The sequence below is a fragment of the Allosphingosinicella deserti genome, assembly GCF_003012735.1.
Taxonomy (GTDB): Bacteria; Pseudomonadota; Alphaproteobacteria; order Sphingomonadales; family Sphingomonadaceae; genus Allosphingosinicella; species Allosphingosinicella deserti.
In genome coordinates this window covers 596265-619883 of sequence record NZ_PXYI01000003.1, presented here as the reverse complement: position 1 = coordinate 619883, position 23619 = coordinate 596265, and the positions used below count along the sequence as shown (strand labels likewise).

At 66.4% G+C, this 23619-nt stretch carries 19 protein-coding genes; 6 read left to right on the top strand and 13 right to left on the bottom strand.

Features of this window, described 5'->3' with window-relative positions:
- Positions 1 to 2: 2 nt before the first annotated feature.
- From C7I55_RS11185 to C7I55_RS11150, 8 genes are all read right to left on the bottom strand, one after another.
- Positions 3 to 1454 carry a S8 family peptidase gene (locus C7I55_RS11185; RefSeq protein ID WP_106512988.1) on the bottom strand — a complete coding sequence of 484 codons (1452 nt, stop codon included), beginning with the start codon at positions 1452 to 1454 and terminating at the stop codon, positions 3 to 5.
- A complete protein-coding gene (locus C7I55_RS11180; protein ID WP_106512987.1) occupies positions 1451 to 2269 on the bottom strand; it encodes a hypothetical protein in 819 nt (272 codons plus the stop codon). Before C7I55_RS11180 ends, C7I55_RS11185 begins: the two co-directional genes overlap by 4 nt.
- Positions 2266 to 2520: a hypothetical protein gene (locus C7I55_RS11175; protein ID WP_106512986.1), complete on the bottom strand. Its 255-nt coding sequence runs from the start codon at positions 2518 to 2520 to the stop codon at positions 2266 to 2268. The genes C7I55_RS11180 and C7I55_RS11175 overlap by 4 nt, the downstream gene beginning before the upstream one ends.
- Positions 2517 to 3593 carry a hypothetical protein gene (locus C7I55_RS11170; protein WP_146150996.1) on the bottom strand — a complete coding sequence of 359 codons (1077 nt, stop codon included), beginning with the start codon at positions 3591 to 3593 and terminating at the stop codon, positions 2517 to 2519. The genes C7I55_RS11175 and C7I55_RS11170 overlap by 4 nt, the downstream gene beginning before the upstream one ends.
- A 21-nt stretch (positions 3594 to 3614) precedes the next feature.
- Positions 3615 to 8111: a papain-like cysteine protease family protein gene (locus tag C7I55_RS11165; protein WP_158266385.1), complete on the bottom strand. Its 4497-nt coding sequence runs from the start codon at positions 8109 to 8111 to the stop codon at positions 3615 to 3617.
- 4 nt (positions 8112 to 8115) lie between these two features.
- Positions 8116 to 8529, bottom strand: a complete 414-nt coding sequence (locus tag C7I55_RS11160; RefSeq protein ID WP_106512983.1) for a DUF3467 domain-containing protein — start codon at positions 8527 to 8529, stop codon at positions 8116 to 8118.
- A gap of 146 nt (positions 8530 to 8675) precedes the next feature.
- Positions 8676 to 9614, bottom strand: a complete 939-nt coding sequence (locus C7I55_RS11155; RefSeq protein WP_106513220.1) for a sigma-54 interaction domain-containing protein — start codon at positions 9612 to 9614, stop codon at positions 8676 to 8678.
- Positions 9615 to 10281: 667 nt separating this feature from the next.
- The gene (locus tag C7I55_RS11150; RefSeq protein WP_106513219.1) at positions 10282 to 11055 is read right to left on the bottom strand and encodes an exodeoxyribonuclease III; all 774 of its coding nucleotides are present in this window, start codon (positions 11053 to 11055) and stop codon (positions 10282 to 10284) included.
- Between the two features lie 141 nt (positions 11056 to 11196).
- Between C7I55_RS11150 and C7I55_RS11145 the strand changes: the two genes are divergently transcribed.
- Positions 11197 to 12078 carry an AraC family transcriptional regulator gene (locus C7I55_RS11145; protein ID WP_158266384.1) on the top strand — a complete coding sequence of 294 codons (882 nt, stop codon included), beginning with the start codon at positions 11197 to 11199 and terminating at the stop codon, positions 12076 to 12078.
- Between the two features lie 6 nt (positions 12079 to 12084).
- Here the strand turns inward: C7I55_RS11145 and C7I55_RS11140 are convergent, their stop codons facing one another.
- Positions 12085 to 14304, bottom strand: a complete 2220-nt coding sequence (locus C7I55_RS11140; RefSeq protein WP_106512981.1) for a penicillin acylase family protein — start codon at positions 14302 to 14304, stop codon at positions 12085 to 12087.
- A gap of 155 nt (positions 14305 to 14459) precedes the next feature.
- Between C7I55_RS11140 and C7I55_RS11135 the strand changes: the two genes are divergently transcribed.
- Positions 14460 to 14888, top strand: coding sequence for a DUF6491 family protein (locus C7I55_RS11135; RefSeq protein WP_146150994.1), 429 nt, complete (start codon positions 14460 to 14462; stop codon positions 14886 to 14888).
- Positions 14889 to 15013: 125 nt separating this feature from the next.
- Here C7I55_RS11135 and C7I55_RS11130 read toward each other — a convergent pair whose 3' ends face one another.
- A complete protein-coding gene (locus C7I55_RS11130) occupies positions 15014 to 15427 on the bottom strand; it encodes an NUDIX hydrolase (RefSeq protein ID WP_106512979.1) in 414 nt (137 codons plus the stop codon).
- Between the two features lie 16 nt (positions 15428 to 15443).
- Complete coding sequence (locus C7I55_RS11125) at positions 15444 to 15890, bottom strand: pyridoxamine 5'-phosphate oxidase family protein (protein ID WP_408640604.1); 447 nt, start codon at positions 15888 to 15890, stop codon at positions 15444 to 15446.
- Between the two features lie 128 nt (positions 15891 to 16018).
- Between C7I55_RS11125 and C7I55_RS11120 the strand changes: the two genes are divergently transcribed.
- Entirely contained in the window at positions 16019 to 16201 is a 183-nt protein-coding gene (locus C7I55_RS11120) for a DUF4169 family protein (protein WP_408640598.1), read from the top strand.
- A gap of 4 nt (positions 16202 to 16205) precedes the next feature.
- Here C7I55_RS11120 and C7I55_RS11115 read toward each other — a convergent pair whose 3' ends face one another.
- Entirely contained in the window at positions 16206 to 18047 is a 1842-nt protein-coding gene (locus C7I55_RS11115) for a DUF885 domain-containing protein (RefSeq protein ID WP_106512977.1), read from the bottom strand.
- A 188-nt stretch (positions 18048 to 18235) separates the two neighbouring features.
- Between C7I55_RS11115 and C7I55_RS11110 the strand changes: the two genes are divergently transcribed.
- Entirely contained in the window at positions 18236 to 19411 is a 1176-nt protein-coding gene (locus tag C7I55_RS11110) for an LL-diaminopimelate aminotransferase (protein WP_106512976.1), read from the top strand.
- A gap of 90 nt (positions 19412 to 19501) precedes the next feature.
- Positions 19502 to 21415 carry a hybrid sensor histidine kinase/response regulator gene (locus C7I55_RS11105; protein WP_106512975.1) on the top strand — a complete coding sequence of 638 codons (1914 nt, stop codon included), beginning with the start codon at positions 19502 to 19504 and terminating at the stop codon, positions 21413 to 21415.
- Between the two features lie 3 nt (positions 21416 to 21418).
- Here the strand turns inward: C7I55_RS11105 and C7I55_RS11100 are convergent, their stop codons facing one another.
- Entirely contained in the window at positions 21419 to 22741 is a 1323-nt protein-coding gene (locus C7I55_RS11100; protein ID WP_106512974.1) for a methyltransferase family protein, read from the bottom strand.
- Positions 22742 to 22941: 200 nt separating this feature from the next.
- On the opposite strand from C7I55_RS11100, the gene C7I55_RS11095 reads away from it, so the two are divergent.
- A complete protein-coding gene (locus C7I55_RS11095; protein ID WP_158266383.1) occupies positions 22942 to 23580 on the top strand; it encodes a PilZ domain-containing protein in 639 nt (212 codons plus the stop codon).
- Positions 23581 to 23619: the final 39 nt, after the last annotated feature.

The window sequence follows — 23619 nt, the reverse complement described above, 5'->3', positions numbered from 1 at the left end:
GGTCAGCCGTCATCGGCGCCTCCATGGGCTTCCGCCCCGTCTCCCAGGGCGCGATCCATCTCTTCGTCGAGCGCCGCCAGCGCTGCGGCGGCGTCAAGGATGCCGGCGCCGCAGCCCTCCGCGCGCCCGGCCGCGAACGGTTGGGCGGTCCGCATCAGGATGTCACGCACGGTCAGCGCGTCGATCGGGCGGGCGCGGCGATGGCTTCGGGCGACGAGAAGCGCCGCGGCGCCGGCAACGAACGGCGCGGCGAAGCTGGTGCCGGTGGCATGCTGATATCCATCGAGCGCGGTGGTGTAGACCTGCTCGCCCGGTGCACAGAGCGCGACATGGTCGCCACGTGTGCTGAAGCTTGCCGGGTGCCGCTCCGCATCGACCGCACCGACTGCAAGCACGCCAGGATAGGCGGCCGGCCAGAAGCGGGCCTGCTTGCCGTTATTGCCGCTGGCGGCGACCAAGATACAGCCGCGGGCGAGCGCATAGTCGATGACATCGGCATGCGGCTTGGGGCTGCGCGGGCTCAGCGCGGCATCGTCGGTGCCGAAACTCATGTTGATCACCTTGGCGCCGAGATCGACGGCGAGCTTCATCGCCATGTCGAGATCGCTGATCGCGCCGAGACCGACGGCGCTGGTGCGTCCGGGCAGCCGGGCGGCCGCGAGGGCACGAAGCGGAACGATGCGGCAGCAGCCGCCGAGACCGGCCGGCATCGCGCGTCCGTCGGCGGCGATGATCCCGGCGCACCCCATGCCGTGGCCGACGAAGCGATCCTCGGGGTCGCCGTCGTTGCGGCGGTGATCGCCCAGCAATTCCACGCCGGCCGCGATGTCGCTGCTCTCGAGCCGGACGGTGTCGTATCCGGCGCGGAAGGTGCGGGCGAACTCGGCGTGATCCTTGCCGATGCCGCTGTCGACCAGGCCGACGACAACGCCGTCGTCGCCGGGTTCGATCGCATGCGCCTCCGCCATCCGCACCATGCGCCGCAGCCCCTCCCCGCGATCATCGGCGCGGGCGACCGGCGCGGCGATTTCGAAGGGAGTGACCGACACGTAATTGGGGCTGGCGCTCTCGACGATGCTGATCTGCGACAGCGCCTCGCAAACCGTGCCGATCGGAGTACCGGCGGGCACCCGCAGGACCAGGGTGCGGGCCATGCCCGTGGTCTGCTCGACCGCGTCATAGCCGGTATGCGATCGACCGGCGGCGACCGGTGCGCGGGCGGAGGCGAACAAGCGCGCGGCCCGGAATCCACCCGCGCGCTCGGAGATGATCCGATCGATCGCGCCGCCGTCGATCGAGGTTGCGGCGGGAAGGAGATTGCGGGCGACGTCGCGCACGGCCGGGATCTGCTCCGGCGCTTCGCCAAGCGCGAGTTTCACAACCAGGCTGGTCGGTAGGCTGTACTGCCGTTCACCGGGTGCCGCCCACGGCGTCGCAAGAGCACGGATGGTCATTGCCACGTCTCCTGCCGGGGGGTGGGCGGTGCGACTCTGTCGGCGGCAGGAGCGGGGATCGACGGCGGCGCGAAGGCGGTCAGATCGAAGCTCATCGCGCTGGCCAGCGCCGGTGCCGGCTCGACCGACAATTCGCCCGCCCATTGATCGTCGCCAGGCGCGAGCAGCAGCTCGCCGGGCGCCGACGACAGGATCGAGACCGGCCGGTCCCCGATCCGCACCTGCGGCGGCGCCCCGCGCCGGATCAGGTTGCGCCCGGTGACCCGGATCAGCGGTGGCGTATCGCCATTGCCGGGCGCGACCCGTACCGGCTCGACCCGCTGTACCAGCGGCGCCGAGGCCCGCTCGAGCGCCTTGCGCAACCGCTCGACAGGCAGGTTCGTGACCCGGCCGATGCTGCGCACGGTGCCTTTCTCCTCGGCCTCCTGGAACTGGCGGACGGTGCGAACGCCGGCCCATTCCAGGCGCTTGCGCTCTTCGGGGGTGAGCTCGTCGGCGAGCTCGTCGAGGCTGTCCTCATCCGGGCCTTCGGAGAGCGCGATCGCATTCTCCTCGATCGCTGGGCGGGTGATCGCGGTGAAGACGAGGTGGAAGACGCTGGCTTCCTTTTCGCCGGCGCCGGCCGGACGAATCCGGATCTCGCTGTCGGCAAACTCGACATGTGCGCGAAGATCGAGGTTGATGTCCTTGATCGCGAAGGTCAGCGGCAGATTGAGGTTGCGCGCCTTGATCGCCATCGCCGCCTGGGCATTATCGAGCTGACTCTGCACCGCCTGGATGAAGTCTTCCAGGCGCAGGGTGGCGTCGCGAGTCATGGCTGCGCCTCCGTCGGCACGGCCTGCCATTCGATCTGCAGCCGCGCCGGATCGGGATCGAACGCGGTGCGGGTCAGGAACAGGGGGACGTCGCCGATCACGATCGGCCCATCGGGAGCGAGGACGAGGCGAAGGTCGATCGGCAGGTCGATCAACAGCGAACGTGCGCGCACGAACGGGCTGTCGACGAAGCCGGTGACGCCGCCGGCGAGTTCGCCGAGCAGTTCGCCAAGGGTGCGTCGCCCGTTCACGACGTCGCTCCGGGTAGGATCGGTGCGGGCGCAAACCCGATTGGTGCGGGCGCGGCGACCGGTGACGGCGCTGCGGGGGGCAGTGCCACTGGCGGTGACGCCACGGCGGCGGGCGGCGGCGCCGCGGTCGCGCGACGGGGAGTCCGACTGTGCCGCTCCAGCAGGCTGCGCTGGGCCTCGTCGACGAAACGGTCCAGCGGCAGGAAGTCGGAGGCGAAGTTGATCTTCACGTCGCCGAACAATTCGGCCTTGAGCTCGCTGTCCGATTGCGCGTTGACGCCGACCGTCGAGACTTTGGTGATCGCACCTTCACTGGCGCGGGCGCCCCAGGTCGAGCCGCCGCTGGTCGGATCGTTCGAGGTGGCATATTGGACGGCGGCGCGATCCGCCGCGGCGGCCCGGAAGCGCAGCCGCGCTCCGATCGAGCCGTCCTTGATGACGACGCGCTGCATGCCCATCAGCACCATCGTCGACAAGGTGGACAGGCGCTGCTGGGCGAGCCGCTCGCGCGCCTGCGGCAGGATCGACTCCTCCAGCAATTCGGCGGTGAGCTCGTTACCGTCCTCGCCGAAATCGGAAAGCCAGCCGGGCATCGCCGGCTCCTCGCTGCCCGGCTGAACCAGTGGCGCCAGCCGGAATTCGCCGCCATCGTCGATCAAGGTGACGTCGCGCGGATATTGCTCCACCAGCCACCCCCGCGCCTGGCCGGCGGTGACATTTTCCTGCGCGAACTGATCGAGCGGCTTCGACACCGCTGCGACCAGATCCGCATAGGCTTCCATCTGCTTGATCGAGGAATCCACGATCGCGTCGAACGTGCCGTGAACGAGCGAGGCGACAAAGGCCGGAAAGTCGATCTCGTCCGACAACGCGCCAGCGCGGCGGCCGAGCGCATCCGTCGCCTTCTCCTTCGGTGCGGTCGATTGCTGGGCGCCATTCGCGGCGAACGGCGACGGCTCCTGCGGTTGCCCCGGCGCAACGATCTCGCGTCCGAACGCATCACGTGCGAGCGCCATCGCCGGCGCGTGGCCGTTACTCCTCGGGGTTGGTGGCGGCGGGATGTAGCGAGTCATCGTCCGGATCCTGTTCGGCGATCAGACGAAGGCAGGCCGGCGGGCCTGCGCCTCCGCCGGTGCTCCCGCGGGCGGGGCATCTTCGTGTTGCACCAGGGGGCGCCGATCGCCGGCCAGCGTGACGGTGCTGACCGCGACCTGGTTCTCGTCGCCTGGTCGAGAGAAGGTGGTGGTGATCCGCACCACCAGGACGGTGCGGTTGGGGTCCGGATTGCCCGGCTCGATGTCGGCACGGATGGTCGCAGTCCAGCCGTCGAGCATCTGCGGCTCCACCGGCGACAGCGTGATGTTGCCGACGCCCGCGCCTTCATATTGCCAGTCGATCGCGATCCCCGCCTTGGTGGTGCCGCTCGGCCCGGCGATGTAGGGCCAGTCGTCTACCACGACACGCTGCCCGATGACCGGCGACCCGGCGCCGCCCGCCAAGGCGTTGGCTGGATGGACAATTCCGGAGAGCGCGGGAAGATCGTAACGGACCCCCACCTTGTCCTCGACCGACCGTGTGAGCATGGTGCCGAAGCCGAGGCGATCGTCACCGCCGGCATGCCCGTTGCGGCCCGCGTCGAGTCCCTGGGCGTAGCCGGCAGACGCGGCGCTGCCGCGATTGGGCACGTGGCCGAAGGTGCCGCCACTGTGCAGCAATTGAATGCGGTCGATATCGCCCGCTGCCTCGAACTCGGCGGCGAACGCGTCATAGGTCATGATGTAGCGGCTTCCGGTGCTGTGGCCGGCGCCGTGCGGGCCGGGCGCCCCGGGCGTGCCGACGACGCGATCCCACGGATCGGTGATCCGGACATAGAATTGCCCGTTCTCGCGATACATTCCGGTGGCGACGATCGCGTGCACCCCAGGTACCTTCGCGGTGACCCAGATCGGGCCATTCGCTTCAAGGATCTGGCAGAAGCCCTCGGGCGTGTAACAGGCGTTGGGGTGGATCACGAGGCCAACCGCGTCCGCGAAGCGTCGTTTGTCCTCGGGGGCGAGCCCTCCGGTCAGCGAAGAATCGAAGCCGGTGAAGCGGGCGATCAATGTCGGATCGACCGACTGACGGTCGCGCCAGCCGGTAACCATCGCCGCGGCGGTTGCCCAGCAGCCTTTGCCGGTCGGCTGGGCGATCTGCTCGACATCGTCCCAATTGATCGTCCAGTCGTCGGCCTCGAGGGCGCGGACGCTGGCGCCGGAGCGGTAGCGATCGGCACGGGTCCATTCGCTGCGTTCGGAGAGACCCTGGGCATAGCCTGCTGCGGCGGCGTTGCCGCGATTGATCGTGTGTCCGTGGGTGCCGCCGGTGTGGAGCAATTGCGCGAAATCGGTATCGCCCGCCGCCTCAAACTCGAGCGCGAATGCCTCGTAGGGCATGATATACTGGCTGCCGGTGACATGGGTGGGGTTTGCGTTGCCGCGACGTCCGGCAGGATCGACGACACGATCCCACGGATCGGTGATCCGCACATAATGCTGGCCATTCTCCCGGTACATGCCGGTGACGACGATGGCGTGAAGGAAGGGCACCTTGGCGGCGACCCAGACCGGGCCGTTGGCCTCGATGATGGCGCGGAAGCCGTCCGGGGTGTAGCAGGCATTGGGGTGAACGCGGAATCCGATCGCCTGCGCGAAGCGCGCCGCGCTCGATGGCGGAAGGCCGTTCTCGACCGACAGGTTGTCGAACTCGGCGATGCTGTCGATCGAGACCGACTGGCGACGCTTCCAACCGTCGATCATCGCGGCAGCGGTTGCCCAGCAGCTCATGTTGGTGGGCTGCGGGACCAGATAGACCTCGTCCCAGTTGATCGACCAATCGTCGGCATCGAGCCCGCGTGCGGCCGGCCGTGCCGTGCCCGCAGCGGCCAGGCCCTGGGCGGCGGCGCCGGCACGGCTCGGCACAGCGATCCAGCTGGTGCTGATCTCACGGTCGGTCGGCGCGACCAGGCTGTCCGGACTGTTGCCGGCCGCCACCGGATCGTAGGTGTAGATCTGACGCCCGTTGACGTAGAGTTCGTGCGCGGGGAAGCCGTCGTGATCGCCGACCACCATGACCTCGACGCCGTTGGCGCCGCGCTTGAGGTAGATCGAGACGTCGGCGTCGATGTCGGGCGAAGGCCAGACCAGAGGCAGCGCGCCGGCCATGCGAATGGTGACGACTGCGCTGTTGCTGGTCATCGCCAGGATGCTTCGCTGGGTGGTGCCGGCACCCTGGTAGATGCGCAGATTGTCGTCGCTGACCTGAAGCGTGCTGCGGCGGCTGGGGGTGAGCCCAGCCTGCTTGTCCAGCCACCAGTCCGGCTTGCCTTCGACATGATAGGTGTAGCTGGAATCGTAGGCGGTCGATTCACCCCAATGACGATTGACGGTGCGCAGGTTGGAGATGCCCCCGGCTGCGTCGAGCGTGAGCGTGGCGGTGATTTCCGCCCGGCTGCTGCCGCGGTCGTAGCTGAAGCCGCGACCGTCGCCGCCGAAATCCTCGCCGCCGATCAGACTCGGCAGGCCGATCCGGCCGGGATCGTAGTCGGACGCCGGGCCCTTGATGATCGGCGAGGGGATGAAGGCGCGATACTTGATCTCGACCGTGTCTCCGCCCGCGTCGAGTGCGGCCGCGGCGGCGGGATCGAGCGCTGCCATGGCGAAGCCGAGCTGGCCGGCGACGGCGTGCTGCACGCTGGTGAAGACGTCGACCGGGGACAGACCGGCACCGACGCCGACCTGCAGGGTGACGCCTTGGAAGGCACGATTGCCGTCGAACAGCGCCGCTGCGCCCCCCGTGATGCCCTCGCCACCCGAAATGCCTGCCGCATAGCTGACTCCGCTGAAGGCACTGACGCCCCCCCGGAGGATGGTGACCTGCAGGTTAAGCCCGATCGAGGCGATCCAGCCCGCGGTGACTTCGAACTGGCCGTAGACGCCCATCACGTTACCGGGTGCGAAGATCAGGCCGCAGCCCAGCCCGGCACCGCCGAGCAGTCCGGCGCCGACCGACGGCCCGATGCCGATCGCGAGCCCGCCGGCTTCGGCCGCGGCGCGTGCCATCAGCACGAAAGGCATCATCACGGGATTGGCGGCAAGCATCGCCTGGATGGCGATGCTGCGCAGCTGCGAGACCGTATCGACCGGCGGCGCGGTGATCGGCTGCTGGGTGCTGGACACGCTGATCGTTCCGGCATCGAGCGACACGGCGCGCAGGCGCGGTTCGCGGAAGCCGAGGCCCTGCCCGCTCGCGGGAACAGGTAGAGACGCGGCGTAGCAGGCCGCGACCAGCTGCATGTATCGGTCCCAATCCCAGGCGCCGTTCGGGCAGGCGGTGTGACTGGTGCCGGGATGCGCCTCGCTGTGGCCGATGATCGTCTGCCGATCCGGAACAAGGGCGTAACGCCGGCACAGATCGGCGACGAGCGCCGCCGAAGCCTGATATTCGGCGTCGCTGGGGGGCAGATGGGCCAAGGTGACGGATCCGTAGGTGGCGCCGCCCTGCTTCACCGCGACATGCTCGATCCCGATGCTGCGCCGATTGGCACCCATCGCATGCCAGGCGGTGTCCGCCTCCGCCACGAACTGGATGACCTCGCCATTCTGAGCAACCAGATAATGGGCGCTGCTGTTGGCCTTGGGGCGGGTGAAGTGGCTGACCGTGCTGCCGGTGGTGTTCGCATCGGTGATGTGGATGACGATCCGGTCGACGCTCTGGCCGGCACGGCCGGGGTTGAACGCGGGTGACGGTGCGATCCGGCTGGTCCCGGAATAATCGGCGGCATTGAGCGCGAGCGTGCCGGCGGCGGCCGCCGCGGGAACCTCTTCCTCGCTATAGGCCGGCCCCTCTATTCCCATCGACTCCGGATCCACCTCGAGACCACGGGAATAGCTCTGGGCCGCCGGGACGGACGCACCGGCTTGGGACGGCGGTGCGGCGGCAGGCGACTTACTGGAGAGCGGCGGCAGCGGGCCGAAGCCATCGTCATACTGCACGTCAGCCGGCGCTGGGGCGGAATCCGCAGCAGCGGGAGCCGGCGGGGCGCTGCGGCCGGCCTGACCCGGCTGCTGGGCCGGGCGCATCCCCGGCTGCGCGCGGTCGCCGGCCCATTCGAGCACGGCATTCGCCCCGCCGTAGCTGTCGCCGCCGCGACGTGCGGGGTACATGCGAACGCGGCGCAACGAGCGATCGCTGAGGCCGCTCAGCGAGACGTAGGGACTGCTTGCCGTCGGCAGGACGTCGACCGTCCAGTCGCTGGCCGCCGGCGGAGTCGCGGTGGCGAGACCGAACCAGAGCTGGCTGGCGTTCACGAACCGCGCCAGCACGTCAGGCGGCACGACATAGACGGCTTCGCCGCGGGAGACCGACAGCAAGCCATGCTCGCGACTAGAATAAAAGGTTGCGGGACTGCGTCCCTCTCGGCTGGTGAACAAGGCCGGATCGGTCGCAAGCACCACCTCGGCTGCGCGTGGCGGACTGTCGGTGCGGATCGTGAAGCCCAACATCGGGAAGCGGTCCGTGACGTCCAGACGGGTGGGGCGGAGCTGCGCAACCATGGGTCTACCTCTCGTTGGAAACGGGTTTGCCCGGAGCGCGGGCGGGATCGGCGATTGTGCGCCGCCGTGCATCGATCGCACGGCGTTCGAATTCGCCTGGGCTGGTAAGCTCGAAATCCGCGCCATCATCGCCTTCCTCGGTAAGGTCGGGGATCGGCTCGAAGGCATGTTCGAACTGGTCGACGGAGCGGGCAAGCAAGCGGGCGAGCAGCTTGGCATGGACCGGGCTGACCGCGATCCGACTCATCAGCCGGATCTCGCCGCTTTCCGGCGTGATCTGGCCGGCATCGAGCAGGAACTCGAAGGCGTTGTGCCCCACTTCGAAGTAATTGGCATAGCATGCCAATGGCGGGCGGATGCGCACCGCAAGGCCTTCATCATCGCAGATGTCGATAGGGTCCCCACGGCTTGTCACCACGTGCCTGCCTCGTTGCTCGACGCTGTCACCGATCCGGAGCAAGAGCCGGGCCAATCTGCCAAGCGACTGTAATCACGGGTAAAGAGAGGAGCGGGCGGCGCTCGCTGCTGTCACATGGTACAGGCTGCGCCGTTACATGTGACAGATCAGCAGGCAGGCTCGTGTTCGGTCAGCTCGTATTTGGCGAGCCGACGATAGAGAGTCATGCGAGACCAGTTCATCTGGCGGGCAGCCTCAACCTTGTTCCAATTGGTGTCGCGCAGGACGGCGATCAGGCGCTCCCGCTCCGGCTCTTGGGGCTCCCGCTTGCCGGCGAACAGCCGCCGATAGGCCGGCGGCAGGTCGTCCAGGCGCAGCGCACCGCCGCAAGGCGGGTCGACGAACACGGCTTCGACCATGTTGCGAAGCTCGCGGACGTTGCCGGGCCAGCGGTAGCGCCGCATCATGTCGAGCAACACGGGATCCGGGCGGCCGACCCGCAATGCCTGCCGGCGGTTCTGATCATCGATGAAGTGTGCAACGATCGGGCCGATGTCTTCCGGGCGGTCGCGCAATGGCGGTAGCTCGATCCGTGCGACGTTGAGGCGGTAAAAGAGATCGGCGCGAAAGGCGCGGCGCTCGACCAGATCCTCGAGGCACTCGTTGCTTGCGGCGACCACGCGGACGTCGACCGGCTTCGGCCGCACGCCGCCGATCGGGTGAACGCACCGATCTTCGAGCACGCGCAGAAGCTTCGCCTGACCGGAAAGCGTCATCTCGCTGATCTCGTCGAGGAAGAGGGTGCCGCGATCGGCCTGGGCGAACCGCCCGGCATAAGCCGCATGTGCGCCGGTAAAGGCACCACGCTCGTGGCCGAACAGCTCGGATTCGATCATCGTCTCCGGAATTGCGGCGCAATTCACCGCCACGAACGGTCCCGTGGCACGCCGACCGAGCCGGTGCACAGCGGACGCGACACGCTCCTTCCCCGTTCCTGTTTCGCCGGTGACGAGAACGGTGGCATCGCTCTCCGCCAGCTTGCCGAGATAGCGGCGCAGCTCGCGGATTTCGATGCTGGAGCCGAACAGGCCGTCTCCCCCAGCCATGTCCAAGGCCTGGCCCAAAACGGAACCTCGCTCTACTGGTCGCTAGCCTCCGGGACGCGCAAATGCGCACATCGCGGCGCCCGGGCACGCGACAAACATCACGAACTTTCGAGTTCTTTGCAGACTTCTAGCCCGGTCCCATCGCGAGGATGAGTCGACGGAACCGCTGAACGACATGAGACGCTACTCCCAATGAAGAGAGTCGGCAATCCCGCCAGCAGCCGACCAGAGGCTCCAATCGGTTGCTGCAATTATTGTGTCTTAGTCATTCCCTTAAGACAAAGTTCTAGACTCAGTCTCAACATCCGGCGCGGAGGGCAGAAAATCGGCCTGCATCGATGTAGTCCGGCGATGCTATTGCGCGAGCGCACGGATGTCGGCTTTTAGCGCGTGCTTCCCGGCACTTGCCGGTTGCAAGTTCCGTCCCATCTGCGCGCCCAGCGCCCGCAGGAGGGTTGCGCGGCCGCTGCACAGGTTGATCCAATCCGGACAATTCTTTTTTGGCACGCGCCGGAGCCTGCTGTCCCTGAAGACGCGCTTGGAAGCCCATGCACCCGAGCCTGATCGCCGAGACCTGAAGGTCGCCGAGCTTGCGCTGTTCCATTTCGCCCTCCTTGATTGCCGGTGCGCTTCCTCCCGTCTGCGGACACCTCCTATTTCGGCTCGCTCAAACCTCTATCTCGATCCAGGTCGGGCCGTGATCGCTGGCGCCTTGCTTGGCGCGGGTGTCGCGATCGACGCCGGCGGCGCGCAAGCGCGGGGCGGCATCCGGATTAAGCAGCAGATGATCGATGCGCAGCCCTGCATTGCGCGCCCAGGCATTCCGCCAATAATCCCAGAAGGTATAGATCGTCTCGTCGGGATGGAGGGCGCGGACTGCGTCCGTCCAGCCTTGCGAAAGCAAGCGGAAGAAGGCGTCTCGCGATTCCGGCTGCATCAGCGCGTCGTCGGCCCAGCGTTCGGGCTTGTAGACGTCGGCATCGGTCGGGATGACATTGTAGTCGCCGGCGAGCACGACCGGACAATCGAGCCCGATCAAACTCTCTGCATGGGCGTGAAGCCGCTCCATCCAGGCAAGCTTATAGTCGAACTTGGGGCCGGGCTGCGGATTGCCGTTGGGCAGATACAGGCAACCGACGAGCACGCCCGAAATCGCTGCCTCGAGGTAGCGCGACTGGGTGTCCGCAGGGTCACCCGGAAGGCCGCGCCGGGTCTCCACCGGCTCGCAACCCCTGGCAAGGATGGCCACTCCGTTCCAGCGCGGCTGACCGTGCCAGATCACGCCATAACCCGCTTTCTCGATCGCTCGGACCGGGAACTTCTCGTCGGGCGCCTTCAATTCCTGCAAGCAGGCGACATCCGGCGCCGTCTCTTCCAGCCATTCGAGCAACAGCGGCAGACGGCCGTTGACGCCGTTGACGTTGAACGTCGCGATCCTCATCGCGTTCGATCCCGGACAGAGCGTGCCCGCGCGCGGACGCTCCAGCTCCTGCATTTCGTCGATTGCACCCTGTCGTCCGTAGATTTCCAGTCGACTGCTTGTGGCATTCTATTTGCTTCTCTTGCTCATATGGACACGACAATGATCGGCGGCTCGTCTCGATCCGCCTCCGCCCCGCCGCCTTTCTTGCTCATGGAAAGCCATGGCGAGGGAACGCGCCTGCCGTTGCGCAGCGGCACCGTCGTGCTGTCGCGTCTTCACGGCGGTCGCAGCCGGATGCGATCCTTCGCACCCTCGGTCAAGTATGTGCTCGAAGGCGAGGAGCTTTACGAGATCGAAGGCCGCACGAAGCGGCTGCGGGCCGGCGAGTTCATGCTGGTCGAGGCCGGAGTCGAGTTCGAGGCACGGACCGCCGGCCCCGGCCGGACGACCGGCCTGTGCATCTATCTCGGCACCGGTGATGGCGCCGCGGTCGCCGGCGATCCGACGCTCGGGCTCGGGCGCGCGCTCGCGGGAAGCCGGATCGATCCGCTCGCCGCGACGCTCGGCAATTACGCTCGCCTGCTCGCCGACCGCCCGGGCGCGGGGCCGGGGCTTGCCCGCCGCATCGTTCAGGAAGCGACGATCGGGGTCGAGGATTATCTCGCCGCATTCGCCAATCGGCTGGAGCGGCTCAATTGCCTCAAGGCTTCGACCAGGATCGAAACCCTGCAGCGCGTCGAGCGCGCGCGATGCTTCCTCCACGATCATGCCGGGCGGCCGGTGACGCTGGAGGAGGTGTCCGCCCATGCGGCACTGTCGCGCTTCCACCTGACCCGCAGTTTTTCGGAAGTGTTCGGACTGCCGCCGCTGACCTATCACCGGCGCCTCCGTCTTGAAGGCGCGGCGCGGCTGCTCAAGAGCCATGCCGTGACCGCAACGGAGATTGCAGAGCAGCTCGGCTATGCGAGCCTCAGCGCCTTTACCCGAGCGTTTCGCGGCACCTTCGGGGTGCCGCCAAGCAAGGCGCGCGACCTCGCCTGACCGCACTTATTCGCCGGGGCGGTAACGCCGCGCGACATGGCCGGCGAGTTCGTCGGGGTGGAAATAGACCGTGCGGAAATTACCGTCGGCGTAACGCTGCGCCTGATCGTTGAAGTGCGGCGATTTGGGATCACCACTCTCCCCGCCGGCGCTGACCGCCCGGGCGCGGATCCGCGGGCCGAACTCGACCATCGCAACGAAGCTGTTGCCGCTCGTTCCATACCATCTCTTGGTGCCCGGATAGGGCTTGGCGCCGAACGACGCGAGCGAGCCCCAGATCGCCGACGGGAACGGAACGGCGATGCTCGGCCCCGCATCCGTGAACGGCTGGACGATGTCGCCGGTCAGGCGCTGGAAGCGGTTGATCTCGCCCCAGGGCGTCTGCCAGCGGCCGAACTCACGCTGGAGACGCGCGAGCGCCTCCTCGAGCGCCGCCAGCTTCTGTGCGGCGGAGGTGCGCTCGGCGAGACTGGCGGGGAGCTGGTTGCGCCGCGCGCGAACCTCCGGCGCGAGATCCTGCATCAGCCGGTCTGCCCAGAATATCGCCAGCGCGGTCGGGACCGACTCCGCGGCCCAGCGATGGTCCCACGCGCGGAGCATCGCGATCGGTTCGGCAAGACGACTCTTGCGCGCAGAAGGTGGCAGCGCATCGAAGGCAGCGACCAGGGTTGGCACGAGGGTCGCAAAGCCAGGCTGCCAGCGATCGAACGCCGCATCGCGCAGCCGATCGAGCGTGAAGTCCTTGCGTGCGCCGAGCAGTTTCACGGCATGCACCCCGCGCGCATTTTCGCCGAACTCATCCATATAAGCCGGAAAATCCTCAGGGCGCGGGCTGTTCGGCCCGGCCGACGAATAAGGCCAGTTGTTGGTGTTCTGGATCCAGCCATTGGCAGGATTGAGCAGATGCGGCGCCTCGTCCAACTTATGTAAACCGCGCCAGTTCGTCCGTGGGTCCGATCCGTCCACCGGCTTCGAGTAATCGAAGCGGACGTCACGGACCGGAATGAATTGCGGGTGGAGATAGGCGATCGCGCCCTTCGAATCCGCGTAGATGGTGTTGTTCGACGAATTCGCCTTCCGCTTCGCGACCTCGAGGAAGCTCGCATAATCCTTCGCCTTGGTCCGCAGATAGGATTGCTCCAGTGCCGCCACCGGCTTGTGCATCATCGCGAAGGCGACCCATTTACCGTCCTGCTCGCGGACGATCGGCCCATGCTCGGTGCGGTACGTCTCGAAGCGCCGCGACGTGATGCTGCCGTCGACGGTCCGGTAGCGGAGTGTCACCGGCACCATTGCAACCGGTTTCGACTTGGTTCCGTAACGGTATCGCAGGCCATCCGGCCGCTGCTCGATCGTCTCGAGAAATTCGTCGACGGCATCGACTCCCGACGAGGTGTGCATCCATCCGGCGTGCGCATTGAAGCCCTGATAGATGAAAAACTGGCCCCAGGTCGCCGCGCCATAAGCGTTGAGTCCCTCCCCGCTGGTCACCTGTTGCTCGGCGCGGAAGAAGAAGCTGGTGTGCGGGTTTATCAGCAGCAGCGCATGGCCGTTCTCGGTGTTCGACGGCGCGATCGCGAAGCCATTCGAACCGCGCGGTTCACGATCCTGGGTGCCGTTTGCCCGCACTGCGGCGGCGAGCGCCGGGGGCCGTCCGCCGTAAAACGCTTCCAGCGCGGTCAGATCGATCCGTTCGATGTCGCCGCCGATGCTGCCTTCGGTGAACGACAGCGCCATCCACGGCTCGAACCGCGTGATCGCCCGCGGCCGCACCTCCGGATGGCTCGCGAGATAGAAATTGAGACCGTCTGCCCAAGCCCGGGTCAGCTGCTTCAACCAATCCGGTGCAATGTTCCAGCGCACCTGGAGATCGGCGGGATCCATGTACAGGCGGGCCCGCAGATCCTGCCAGATCGCCCCCTCCCCCTCCGCTTCGGCGAGCCGCCCGAGCGCGACCAGATAGTTGGTCTCGATCCGGTTGAAATCGTCTTCGGCCTGGGCGTAGATCATCCCGAACACCGTGTCGGCATCGGTCTTGCCGGTGATGTGGGCAATGCCCCAATCGTCCCGGATGATCTCCACCCGCTGCGCTGCGGCACGCCAGCGCGGGGCGTCGGACGAGGCAGCGCTACTTGCGATCGTCTGAGGCGTGGCACAGGCAGACAGAAGCAGGAGCAAGGCTCCGGAGGCGAAAGCTGGGGGCAGTCCCGTGGCGGCAAGCGGCATTGCAGAGGTCTAGCGCCAGATCGCGCGGCGTGGAAGCGCGCGCGTCCGCCCTCCCAGACAGACGAAGTCGCTGATCCAGATCAGCAGCGCGGATTTGCGCGGAACCGGCGCACCACGGGCCGGTTCGGGAAGTGCAAGCAAGCGAGGCAATGACGATGCGCAGAGCTTTCGGGAAAATCGCAGTCGGCGTGCTCGGCATTGCGGTCGGCGCCGCGGGAGTCGCGGCCTGCGCGGGCTCGACGGATGCGGACGCCGGGACGAGCGGCAGCAGTGCGCGCCGGCAATGTTTTCTGCCGAGGCAGGTGAACGGCTTCCACGCCGCCGACGACGAGACGGTCTACGTCACGCTGGGGGCTCGGCGCGTGTTCCGGCTCGACATCGTCGGCACCTGCCCCGACGTCGACTGGTCGCAGCGCATCGGCATTCGCTCGCGCGGCGGCGGATCGTGGATCTGCGGGGGCCTCGATGCGGAGCTGATCGTGCCGAGCCCGACCGGCGTTCAGCGCTGCCCGGTGACCAACGTCCGCCAGCTCAGCGAGCAGGAGGTCGCGGCCTATCGCGAAAGCCGCAGACGGAAAAAATGAGCGCTCTGAAATTGATACTTGGCTCCGTTCGGGCCCAGCCTGTCGAAGCCCTCGCCTTCTCGCTCGTTGGAAGGTAGAAGGAAGGGCTTCGACAAGCGCGGTCTGGACGGTACTTACAATGTGTTTCAGGCTGATCCGGAGAGCGCCCGCACGGCCTGCTCGGCGGCCTGGGTCAGCGGCGCCGGCAGGACATCGAGCCTGAACCAGCCCATCTCGGCGAGCGCATCGGGCTCCAGCACCGCCGGTTCGCCGGCGAACCTATCGACCAGATAAACGGGCGCGACCCAATGCTCGCCGCCGGCGCGATCGATATGGTCGACCACGCACAGCAAGCGGGTGGGCTCGATCACGATGCCCAGTTCCTCATGAATCTCGCGCGCCGCAGCGGCGGGGACCGGCTCGAACGGATCGACCTTTCCGCCCGGCAGCCCCCAATGGGCGGCTTCGGGCGGGCGCTTGCGGCGGACCAGGAGCAACGCGCCATCGCGCAGGATGGCGGCGCCGCAGCCGACCCGGGGCAATGATGGTTCGTCAGGCACCCGTCCCCCTTGTCGCTCAATCCGCGGCTGCGTGTGCTCCAAGCCGGAGCTCGCCCTCGTCCGTGCCGTCCCAATAATGGAGCCGCTCCGCGGAGATCTTGAGCAGCAGCAGGCCCGGCGTGTCGATGCCCTTTTCGAACCAGCGATCGAGATCCTTGGTCCAATGTTCGGCGAACGCACCCTTGTCGCGGATCAGTTCGGCCCGACCCTCGACGGTGATGAAGAATGGCTTCGCGCCAAGGAGACCCGATTTGCCTTGATAGCCTAGGCCGACTTTCGGATCGCGCTTGATGTCGTCGACCGTCCGCGTCTCTTCGAGCGTGAAGAAGAAGCTGTCGCCGTCAAATTCGACCTCGCGATTGTTGCTCATCGGCCGGCCGGCGATCTCGCCGCCTTCGGTGCGGGTGGAAAGGATCGCGAAATCGATGTCGCGCATCTTCTCGGCGATGCTCTTCAGATCCATGTCGGCCACGTCGCTTGCTCCTGTGATTTCGTTTCGCCCTGAACGCGCCTTGGCGCGGGGGGTTCAGGATACGGGACAAAGCAGGTGGCCAAGGCTTGTCAGCGCCAGACAAAGGATTCTACATCCCGATGATGGCCGAGATCATCAATCTGAGACAGGCTCGCAAAGCCCTGGACCGCGCGGCGAAGCACAGGGTCGCCGAGCGCAACCGTGCCGCGAACGGACGCACCGGCGCCGAGAAGAAGGCTTCGAAGGCCGAGGCCGCGCGTCAGCAGCGCCTGCTCGACAGCGCGCGCCGGGAAACCGAATAGCCTCTCAGCCGCGGCGCGCCGCTATGTAGCGATCGACAACCGCTTCGAGCAGGGTCAGCGGCACGTTGCCGCCAAGCACCAAAGCGTCGTCGAACGTCCGCAGATCGAAGCGATCGCCGAGCGCACCCTGCGCCTTGGCGCGGAGGCGGACGATCTCGCTATGCCCGACTTTGTAGCCGCAGGCCTGCCCGGGCCAGGCGCAATAACGATCGACCTCGCCCTGCACTTCCTCAACGGTGGAGCCATTGGTGGTGGCGAACCATTCGATTGCCTGCGCGCGGGTCCAGCGTTTGGCATGGAGGCCGCTGTCGACGACGAGCCGGCAGGCGCGGAAGGCGAGCGACTGGAGGTAGCCGAGGCGCCCGATCGGATCCTCGTCATAGACGCCAAGCTCGTCCGCGAGTTGCTCGGCGTAGAGCGCCCAGCCTTCCGAATAGGCGTTAAAGGCGAGCAGCGACCGTACCAACGGCAATTTGTACGTATATTCGCCCTGCCAGATGTGGCCAGGAAGCCCCTCGTGATAGGTCAGCGTCGGCAGGCCGAAGCGCGGCCACATCGACGTTTCGCGCAAGTTGATATAGTAATTGCCGGGCACCGATCCGTCGATCGTTCCAGCCGCCGCATAGCCACCTGGGGCGCCGGCCTCGATCTCCACGGGCACCCGCTTGATCAGAAGATTGCCCGGCACCAGGGTCGCGAACGCGCGCGGCAGGCGGGTTCGGATGTCGGCAACCCGTTCGTTCAGATAGTCCAGGATCTGCTTGCGACCGGCGTCGGTGTTGGGGAACAGGTGTTTGGGATCCTTGCCGAGCGCCGTCATACGCTCGCCCACCGTACCGCGGGTCAGGCCCTGCGCCCGGAGCAGCGGCTCCATCCGTGCCTGGAGCGCGGCAAGCTCCTCCAGGCCGCGAGCATGGACCTCCTCCGGGCTGAGGCTGCTGGTCGTCGCCGCGCGCAGCGCCCAGGCATAATAACGATCGCCGTCGGGTAGCTTCCACACGCCCGCGTCGCCGGTGGCGAGCGCGCGGTGGCGTGCCAGCTCCGCGATCTGCCGGTCCATCGCCGGGATGACACGGCGTTCGACGATGCTGATGGCGCGCCGCTCCCAGTCGCCCGGGATCGCCGCGGTCCGGCGGGTCAGTGACGTGACAAGGCCCCACTGCGCAACCGGCAGAGCGCGCGCGGTCTTCATTTGGCGCAAGGTCTTGTCGAGCAGGAAATCGGGCGCGACGACGCTGAGCTTGCGGTTGTAGGCGAGCCGCTCGGTCTCGCCGTCGAGCACTCGCCAATAAGCATCGAGCCGATCCAGATAGGCGTCCGCATCGGCTGCCGTTGTGACGACATGATTGCTGTCGAGGAAATCGGGTATCTCGACGAACCCGCCGGTATTCTGGGCGACCACATAAGGCGAGTTCCGGTAGGACCAATTCTGGTTGAGCGTGACGACGTCGCCATATGGGAAGCGAAAGCCCTCGTCGGCGATCTCGTGCGCAGTGCGCACGACGTCGAGATCGTTGGCGGCGGCGGCAGACGGGGTTTCGCGCCGGATCGCCCGCAACCGCTCGAGCCGATCCGCGGCGGACTTGGCGAGCCTATGATAGCCTTCGAGCGAACGATCGGTCAGCCGCGCCTTGAGGTCCGAGCGATTGTCCTTGTCCAGGCCGAGCGAGGTTGCATTCTCCGGATATTCGCGGAGCAATTGCTCGGCGACGTCGGCGAGCGTGGCCTCGACGGCCGCTGCATCGGGCGCGTTCCCGCCGAGCGTGGGCTTGCCGGCGCAGCCGGACAGGAAAGGCACGGCGGCGAGGGCGCTGCCGGAGGCGAGGAAGGTGCGCCGGTCGAGCATCAACACTCCTGCTTATTGTTATTGCCGCGCCCTTGTGCCCGGCACACGCGGGCTTCGCAATCGGCAAGCCATGAATGACGGCGGCGCACGGGCTGCACGATCCGGCGGCCCGTGCCGGCATTTTTCCTTCGAACGGGATCCCATTCCTCCTTTCGCACATCCCGAACTGTCGATATGCGGGTTGGGCTATGGAAGAATTTTACCGCATCCGCCGCATGCCGCCTTACGTCTTCGCCGAAGTGAACGGCATGAAGGCAGCAGCACGGGCGCAAGGGATCGACATTGTCGATCTGGGGATGGGCAATCCCGACGGCGCGCCGCCGGCCCATGTCATCGACAAGCTCGCCGAAGTGGCCCGCAATCCGCGCGCCCACCGTTATTCGGCTTCCAAAGGCATTTCGGGGCTTCGGAAAGCCCAGGCCGCTTATTACCAGCGCCGCTTCGACGTCGATGTCGATCCGGATTGCGAGGTGGTCGTCACCCTCGGCTCCAAGGAAGGCTTGGCCAATCTCGCTCAGGCGATCACCGCGCCTGGCGACGTCGTTCTCGCCCCCAACCCGTCTTACCCGATCCACCAGTTCGGCTTCATCATTGCCGGCGCCGCGATCCGGTCGATCCCGGCCGCGCCCGGCCCCGATTTCTTCACCCGCCTCGAAATGGCGATGCGCTACACCGTGCCCAAGCCGTCGGTGCTGGTGATCGGCTATCCGTCCAATCCGACCGCTTATGTGGCCGATCTTCCGTTCTACGAGCAGGTCGTTGCTTTCGCCCGCGAGCACAAATTGTGGGTGATCAGCGACCTTGCTTACGCCGAAATCTATTTCGGCGACACGCCGACACCGTCGATCCTCCAGGTTCCGGACGCCAAGGACGTCGCGATCGAGTTCACCTCGATGTCGAAGACCTATTCGATGGCCGGCTGGCGGATGGGCTTCGCGGTCGGTAACCGGACGCTGATCAACGCCCTTACCCGCGTCAAATCCTATTTGGATTACGGCGCCTTCACGCCCATCCAGGCGGCGGCCACGGCGGCGCTCAATGGGCCGCAGGACATCATCGAAGCCAATCGCGCGCTCTACAGGTCGCGGCGCGACTGCCTCGTCGCAAGCTTCGCGCGCGCCGGCTGGGACATCCCCTCCCCGACCGCCAGCATGTTCGCCTGGGCACCGATTCCGGAAGCGTTCCGTCACTTGGGCTCGGTCGAATTCTCCAAGCGGCTGCTCGCCGATGCGCAGGTCGCGGTCGCCCCAGGCGTCGGCTTCGGTGAGGAAGGCGAAGGCTTCGTTCGGATCGCCTTGGTCGAGAACGAGCAACGACTTCGCCAGGCCGCCCGCAACGTCAAGAAATTCCTTGCTGCGGGCTGACACGGCCTTTTGGTGGTAATGCGTTGCGGGCACCTCCGGCGGGCGCTAGAGGTGCGCGCTTGCGTGCCCGCCCCGTAGTCCAGGATCATAATGGCTGACGCCACCCGGTTCGAATCCCACCTGACGGAGGAGCGGTTTCGGCTGCTGGTCAACGCCGTTACCGACTATGCCTTGTACATGCTCGATCCGGAAGGCCGGATCGCCACCTGGAACCCCGGCGCGCGCCGCTTCAAGGGTTATGAAGCCGACGAGATTATCGGCCGCAACTTCTCGAGCTTCTTCACCGACGAGGATCGTGCCGCCGGTCTTCCGCAGCGCGCCCTCGCGACCGCCGCGCGGGAGGGAAAGTTCGAGGCCGAGGGATGGCGCGTGCGCAAGGACGGCACCCGCTTCTGGGCGCATGTCGTGCTCGACCCCATTCGTGACGACCACGGCCATCTGATCGGCTTCGCCAAGATCACCCGGGACGTCACCGAGCGCAAACAGGCTGACGAGGCCTTGCGCGAAAGCGAGCGGCGCTTCCGCCTGCTCGTCCAGGGCGTGCGCGATTACGCCATCTACATGCTCGATCCCGACGGGCGCGTGACCAACTGGAATTCGGGCGCGGAAGCGATCAAGGGCTATTCGGCGGGCGAGATCGTCGGTCAGCATTTCTCCCAATTCTACACCGACGAGGATCGGGCGTGCGGCGAGCCTGCCCGGGCGCTTGCGACGGCGCTCGGCGCGGGCAAATATGAAAAAGAGGCCTGGCGGCTGCGCAAGGACGGCACACGCTTCATGGCCAGCGTCGTCATCGATCCGATCTACGACGATGCGGGACGTCACATCGGCTTCGCGAAGGTCACCCGAGACGTCACCGAGCGCTATCTTGCCCAGCAGGAGCTGGAGGAAACACGTATGGCTTTATTGCAGTCGCAGAAGCTGCAGGCGCTTGGCGAGCTGACCGGTGGCATCGCCCACGACTTCAACAATCTGATGACGGTGATCCGCGGCTCGGCCGATCTGCTCCGCCGCGAGACGCTGAGCGACGAGAAGCGGCGCCGCTACCTCGATGCGATCACTGAGACGGCCGATCGCGCGGCGATGCTGACCAGCCACCTGCTCGCCTTCGGCCGGCGACAGGCGCTGAAGCCCGAAGTGGTCGCGCTCAACGTCCGCCTCGACGCGTTCGGCGAAGTCCTCTCGCGCACGCTCGGCGGGAGCATCCAGGTACAGCTCGATCTTGCCCCCTCGCTCTGGCCGGTGGAGGTCGACAGCACCCAGCTCGAAACCGCCTTGCTCAACGCCGCCTTCAACGCGCGCGACGCGATGCCCAATGGCGGCAGCATCGTGCTTTCCACCGCCAACCGCAGCGATGCCGACGGCGACTGGGTCTGCATCTCCCTTCGCGATACCGGTGAAGGAATGAGCGACGAAGTGAAGGCCCGGGTGTTCGAGCCCTTTTTCACAACCAAGCCGGTCGGCAGGGGCACCGGCCTCGGCCTGAGCCAGATCCACGGCTTCGCCGCGCAATCCGGCGGTCGCGCCGAGATCGACTCCCGGCTCGGTGAGGGCACGACCATCCGGCTGCTGCTGCCCCGCACGACCAACTCGGCGGCGCCTGCCGACGGCACGCCGCAGGCAATCGAGCCGTCACGAACGCTGAAGGTCCTGCTCGTCGAGGACAATGATCATGTGCGGGAGTTCGCTGCCACTCTCCTTGAAGACCTTGGCCACACGGTGATCCAGGCGGATGAAGCGGAGGCGGCGCTATCGATCTTGGCGCGAGACCCTGTCGACATCCTGTTCAGCGATGTCGTCATGCCCGGGATAAGCGGTGTCGAGCTGGCCCGGAGGGCGCGGGCCAATCGCCCTGAGCTGCCGGTCCTGCTCGCCAGCGGCTATAGTGACGAGATCATCGCCGGTGCCGGTGCCGAATTCGACTTCGTGCACAAGCCTTATGACGCGCAGCAGCTCGGGCTGGCCCTGAACGCGGCTTCCGAGAAAGCTGGAACATCGCGTTGAACTTCATTCCGCAGGAACCGTCGCAGGCACACGCCGGCCGGACATCCTGCGCAGCAAGCGGGTGAGCGGACCGTTGCGCTCCATCCAGGCGGCATAGTCGCGATAGACGGGATCGGCCATCAGATGCCGCTCCTCGGTGCGGGCGCGCCAGTAATAGACGCCGCTGACCATCGCCAGCAGCATCGTGTTGCGGATCGCATCGTTGAGGTTGCCGGTCGTCGCGAAGAAGGGAAGCGTCGCCAGCCACCAGAACAGGTTCTTGGAGACATAGGCCGGATGCTTGGTCAGCCGGTACGGCCCATTGGTGAGGATGCCGCGATGGGTGAGGTTGGAGAAGCGGATCCCGAACGCCACCGTGGCCCATGCATAGACTGCGGTGAGCATCACCAGAAGCAACGCCCACAAGGCGATGAGTAGCGGATAGCCGTCGAGCCAGTAGACCCAACCATCGTCGCCCATCGTGCCCGGATGGTAATTGAGCGGCCGCCCTTCCCCCATCATGATGAATGGCGGGTAGCAGATCAGAGCCGCCATCCAGCCGGCGGCATAGGGGTTGGCAGAGCGGATGTGGGAATCGAGCGGCTTCAGGGTGAGCGCGTAACCCACCGTGGCGAACACGGTGTCGACCATGAACATGCAGCTGACCAGCCAACGCGTCAGCGTGAGGATGTTGGTGCCGATCTCCTCAGCGCGCGGCGTCACGACGTTGAACCAGTTCCCCGGAACGATCGTAATCATGAATGCGAGAAAGAAGCCCTTGACCGCCCAGCTGCGCAGATAATCCTGCACGATGTCGCGGTCGACCAGGCTCGTCCGGCCGATGACGAACTGGCCGAAATGCCAGCTGCCGTCACGCGGATCGGCAAGCCGCCGGTCGATCCACAGGACGTAAGGGACGGAGAAGAGGACGAGCGGCCCCACAGCCATGCCGAGCAGCCGCATCGCAAACAGATAGGGATCCTCCCAATACCAGCGACCAAGGCAGTAGAGGAAGGCGATCGCCGCCCACACCGCCCAAAGGCCGGTGAGCTTGGCGACGCTGATGTGGAACGTCTCCCGCCAGGGTCGTGGTGGAGCTGACCAGTTGATTCCGGTCGACGCCCGGAGGTGAACCTTGTCGACCAGCACCGACCACAGGATCATCGGCGCAGCACAGGCGAGCATGGCGCACAGCGAGGCGTTCGGGCCGGAATATTCGAACGCTCGCGCGATCACGACCCAGCCGATCAGACCGGCGAGCCCGCACAGGCCGACCATCGGACCGACGGCGGAAACCGGCCGATCGTCCGAAAAAGGCAGCGTGCTGTTCCTAGTGTCCGCGTCCATGATCCTGCCGCCTAAACCAAAAGCGTAAGCAGACCGTGAATGACGGATCGCCGGCCTGTCACCCACGAACCTGCACCGGATCGGCGCCTTCGTGGATTACCAGCGGGTATCCGTAAGAAACCTTAAACCAAACACCGGTTAATCGGAGATCCTGACGGGGTGGGTGCCGGAGTCGTTACTCGATGGTGGAAAGAGGTTCGATGCTGTCGCACGAAGAACATGAGGAGACGACCTACTCGTTCAGCTCGGAAACGCCCGAGCCGTCGGAGCGGCGTACCAGCCGGCGGCACATGACGATCCTGCGCGTCGGCGGCCTGATCGGGCCGCGCGGCCGCGAGCTCTGCCTCATCCGGAATATTTCCGCCGGAGGGCTGATGGCGCATGTCTACTCCCGCCACGTCAACGGAGAGCAGGTGGCGGTCGAGCTCAAGGGCAACAAGCCCATCAAGGGCGTGGTGCGCTGGGCCGAAGGATCGAACATCGGCATCCAGTTCCACGCGCCGATCGACGTCGCCGAAATGCTTTCGAGCCAGGCGCTTGTCGACAATGGCTGGACTCCGAGGATGCCACGGGTCGAGGTCGATCGCCTCGCCACCGTCCGCTGCGGCGCCCGCCTGTACGGCGTCAACACCCATGATATCTCGCAAGGCGGCGTCAAGGTGGAGACCGACGAGCCGCTGCCGTCCGGCGCCCAGGTCGTCATCACCATGGAACGGTTCCGGCCGTTGCAGGGCGCTGTGCGCTGGTCCGGCGACGGCCTCGCCGGGATCGCCTTCAACCAGCCGATCCCCTTCGGCGAACTGATGACCTGGCTGATCCCCGACAAGGCGAAGGGCTGAGCCGCATTGAAGGCGCTGCAACGCCAATCAACGAACATT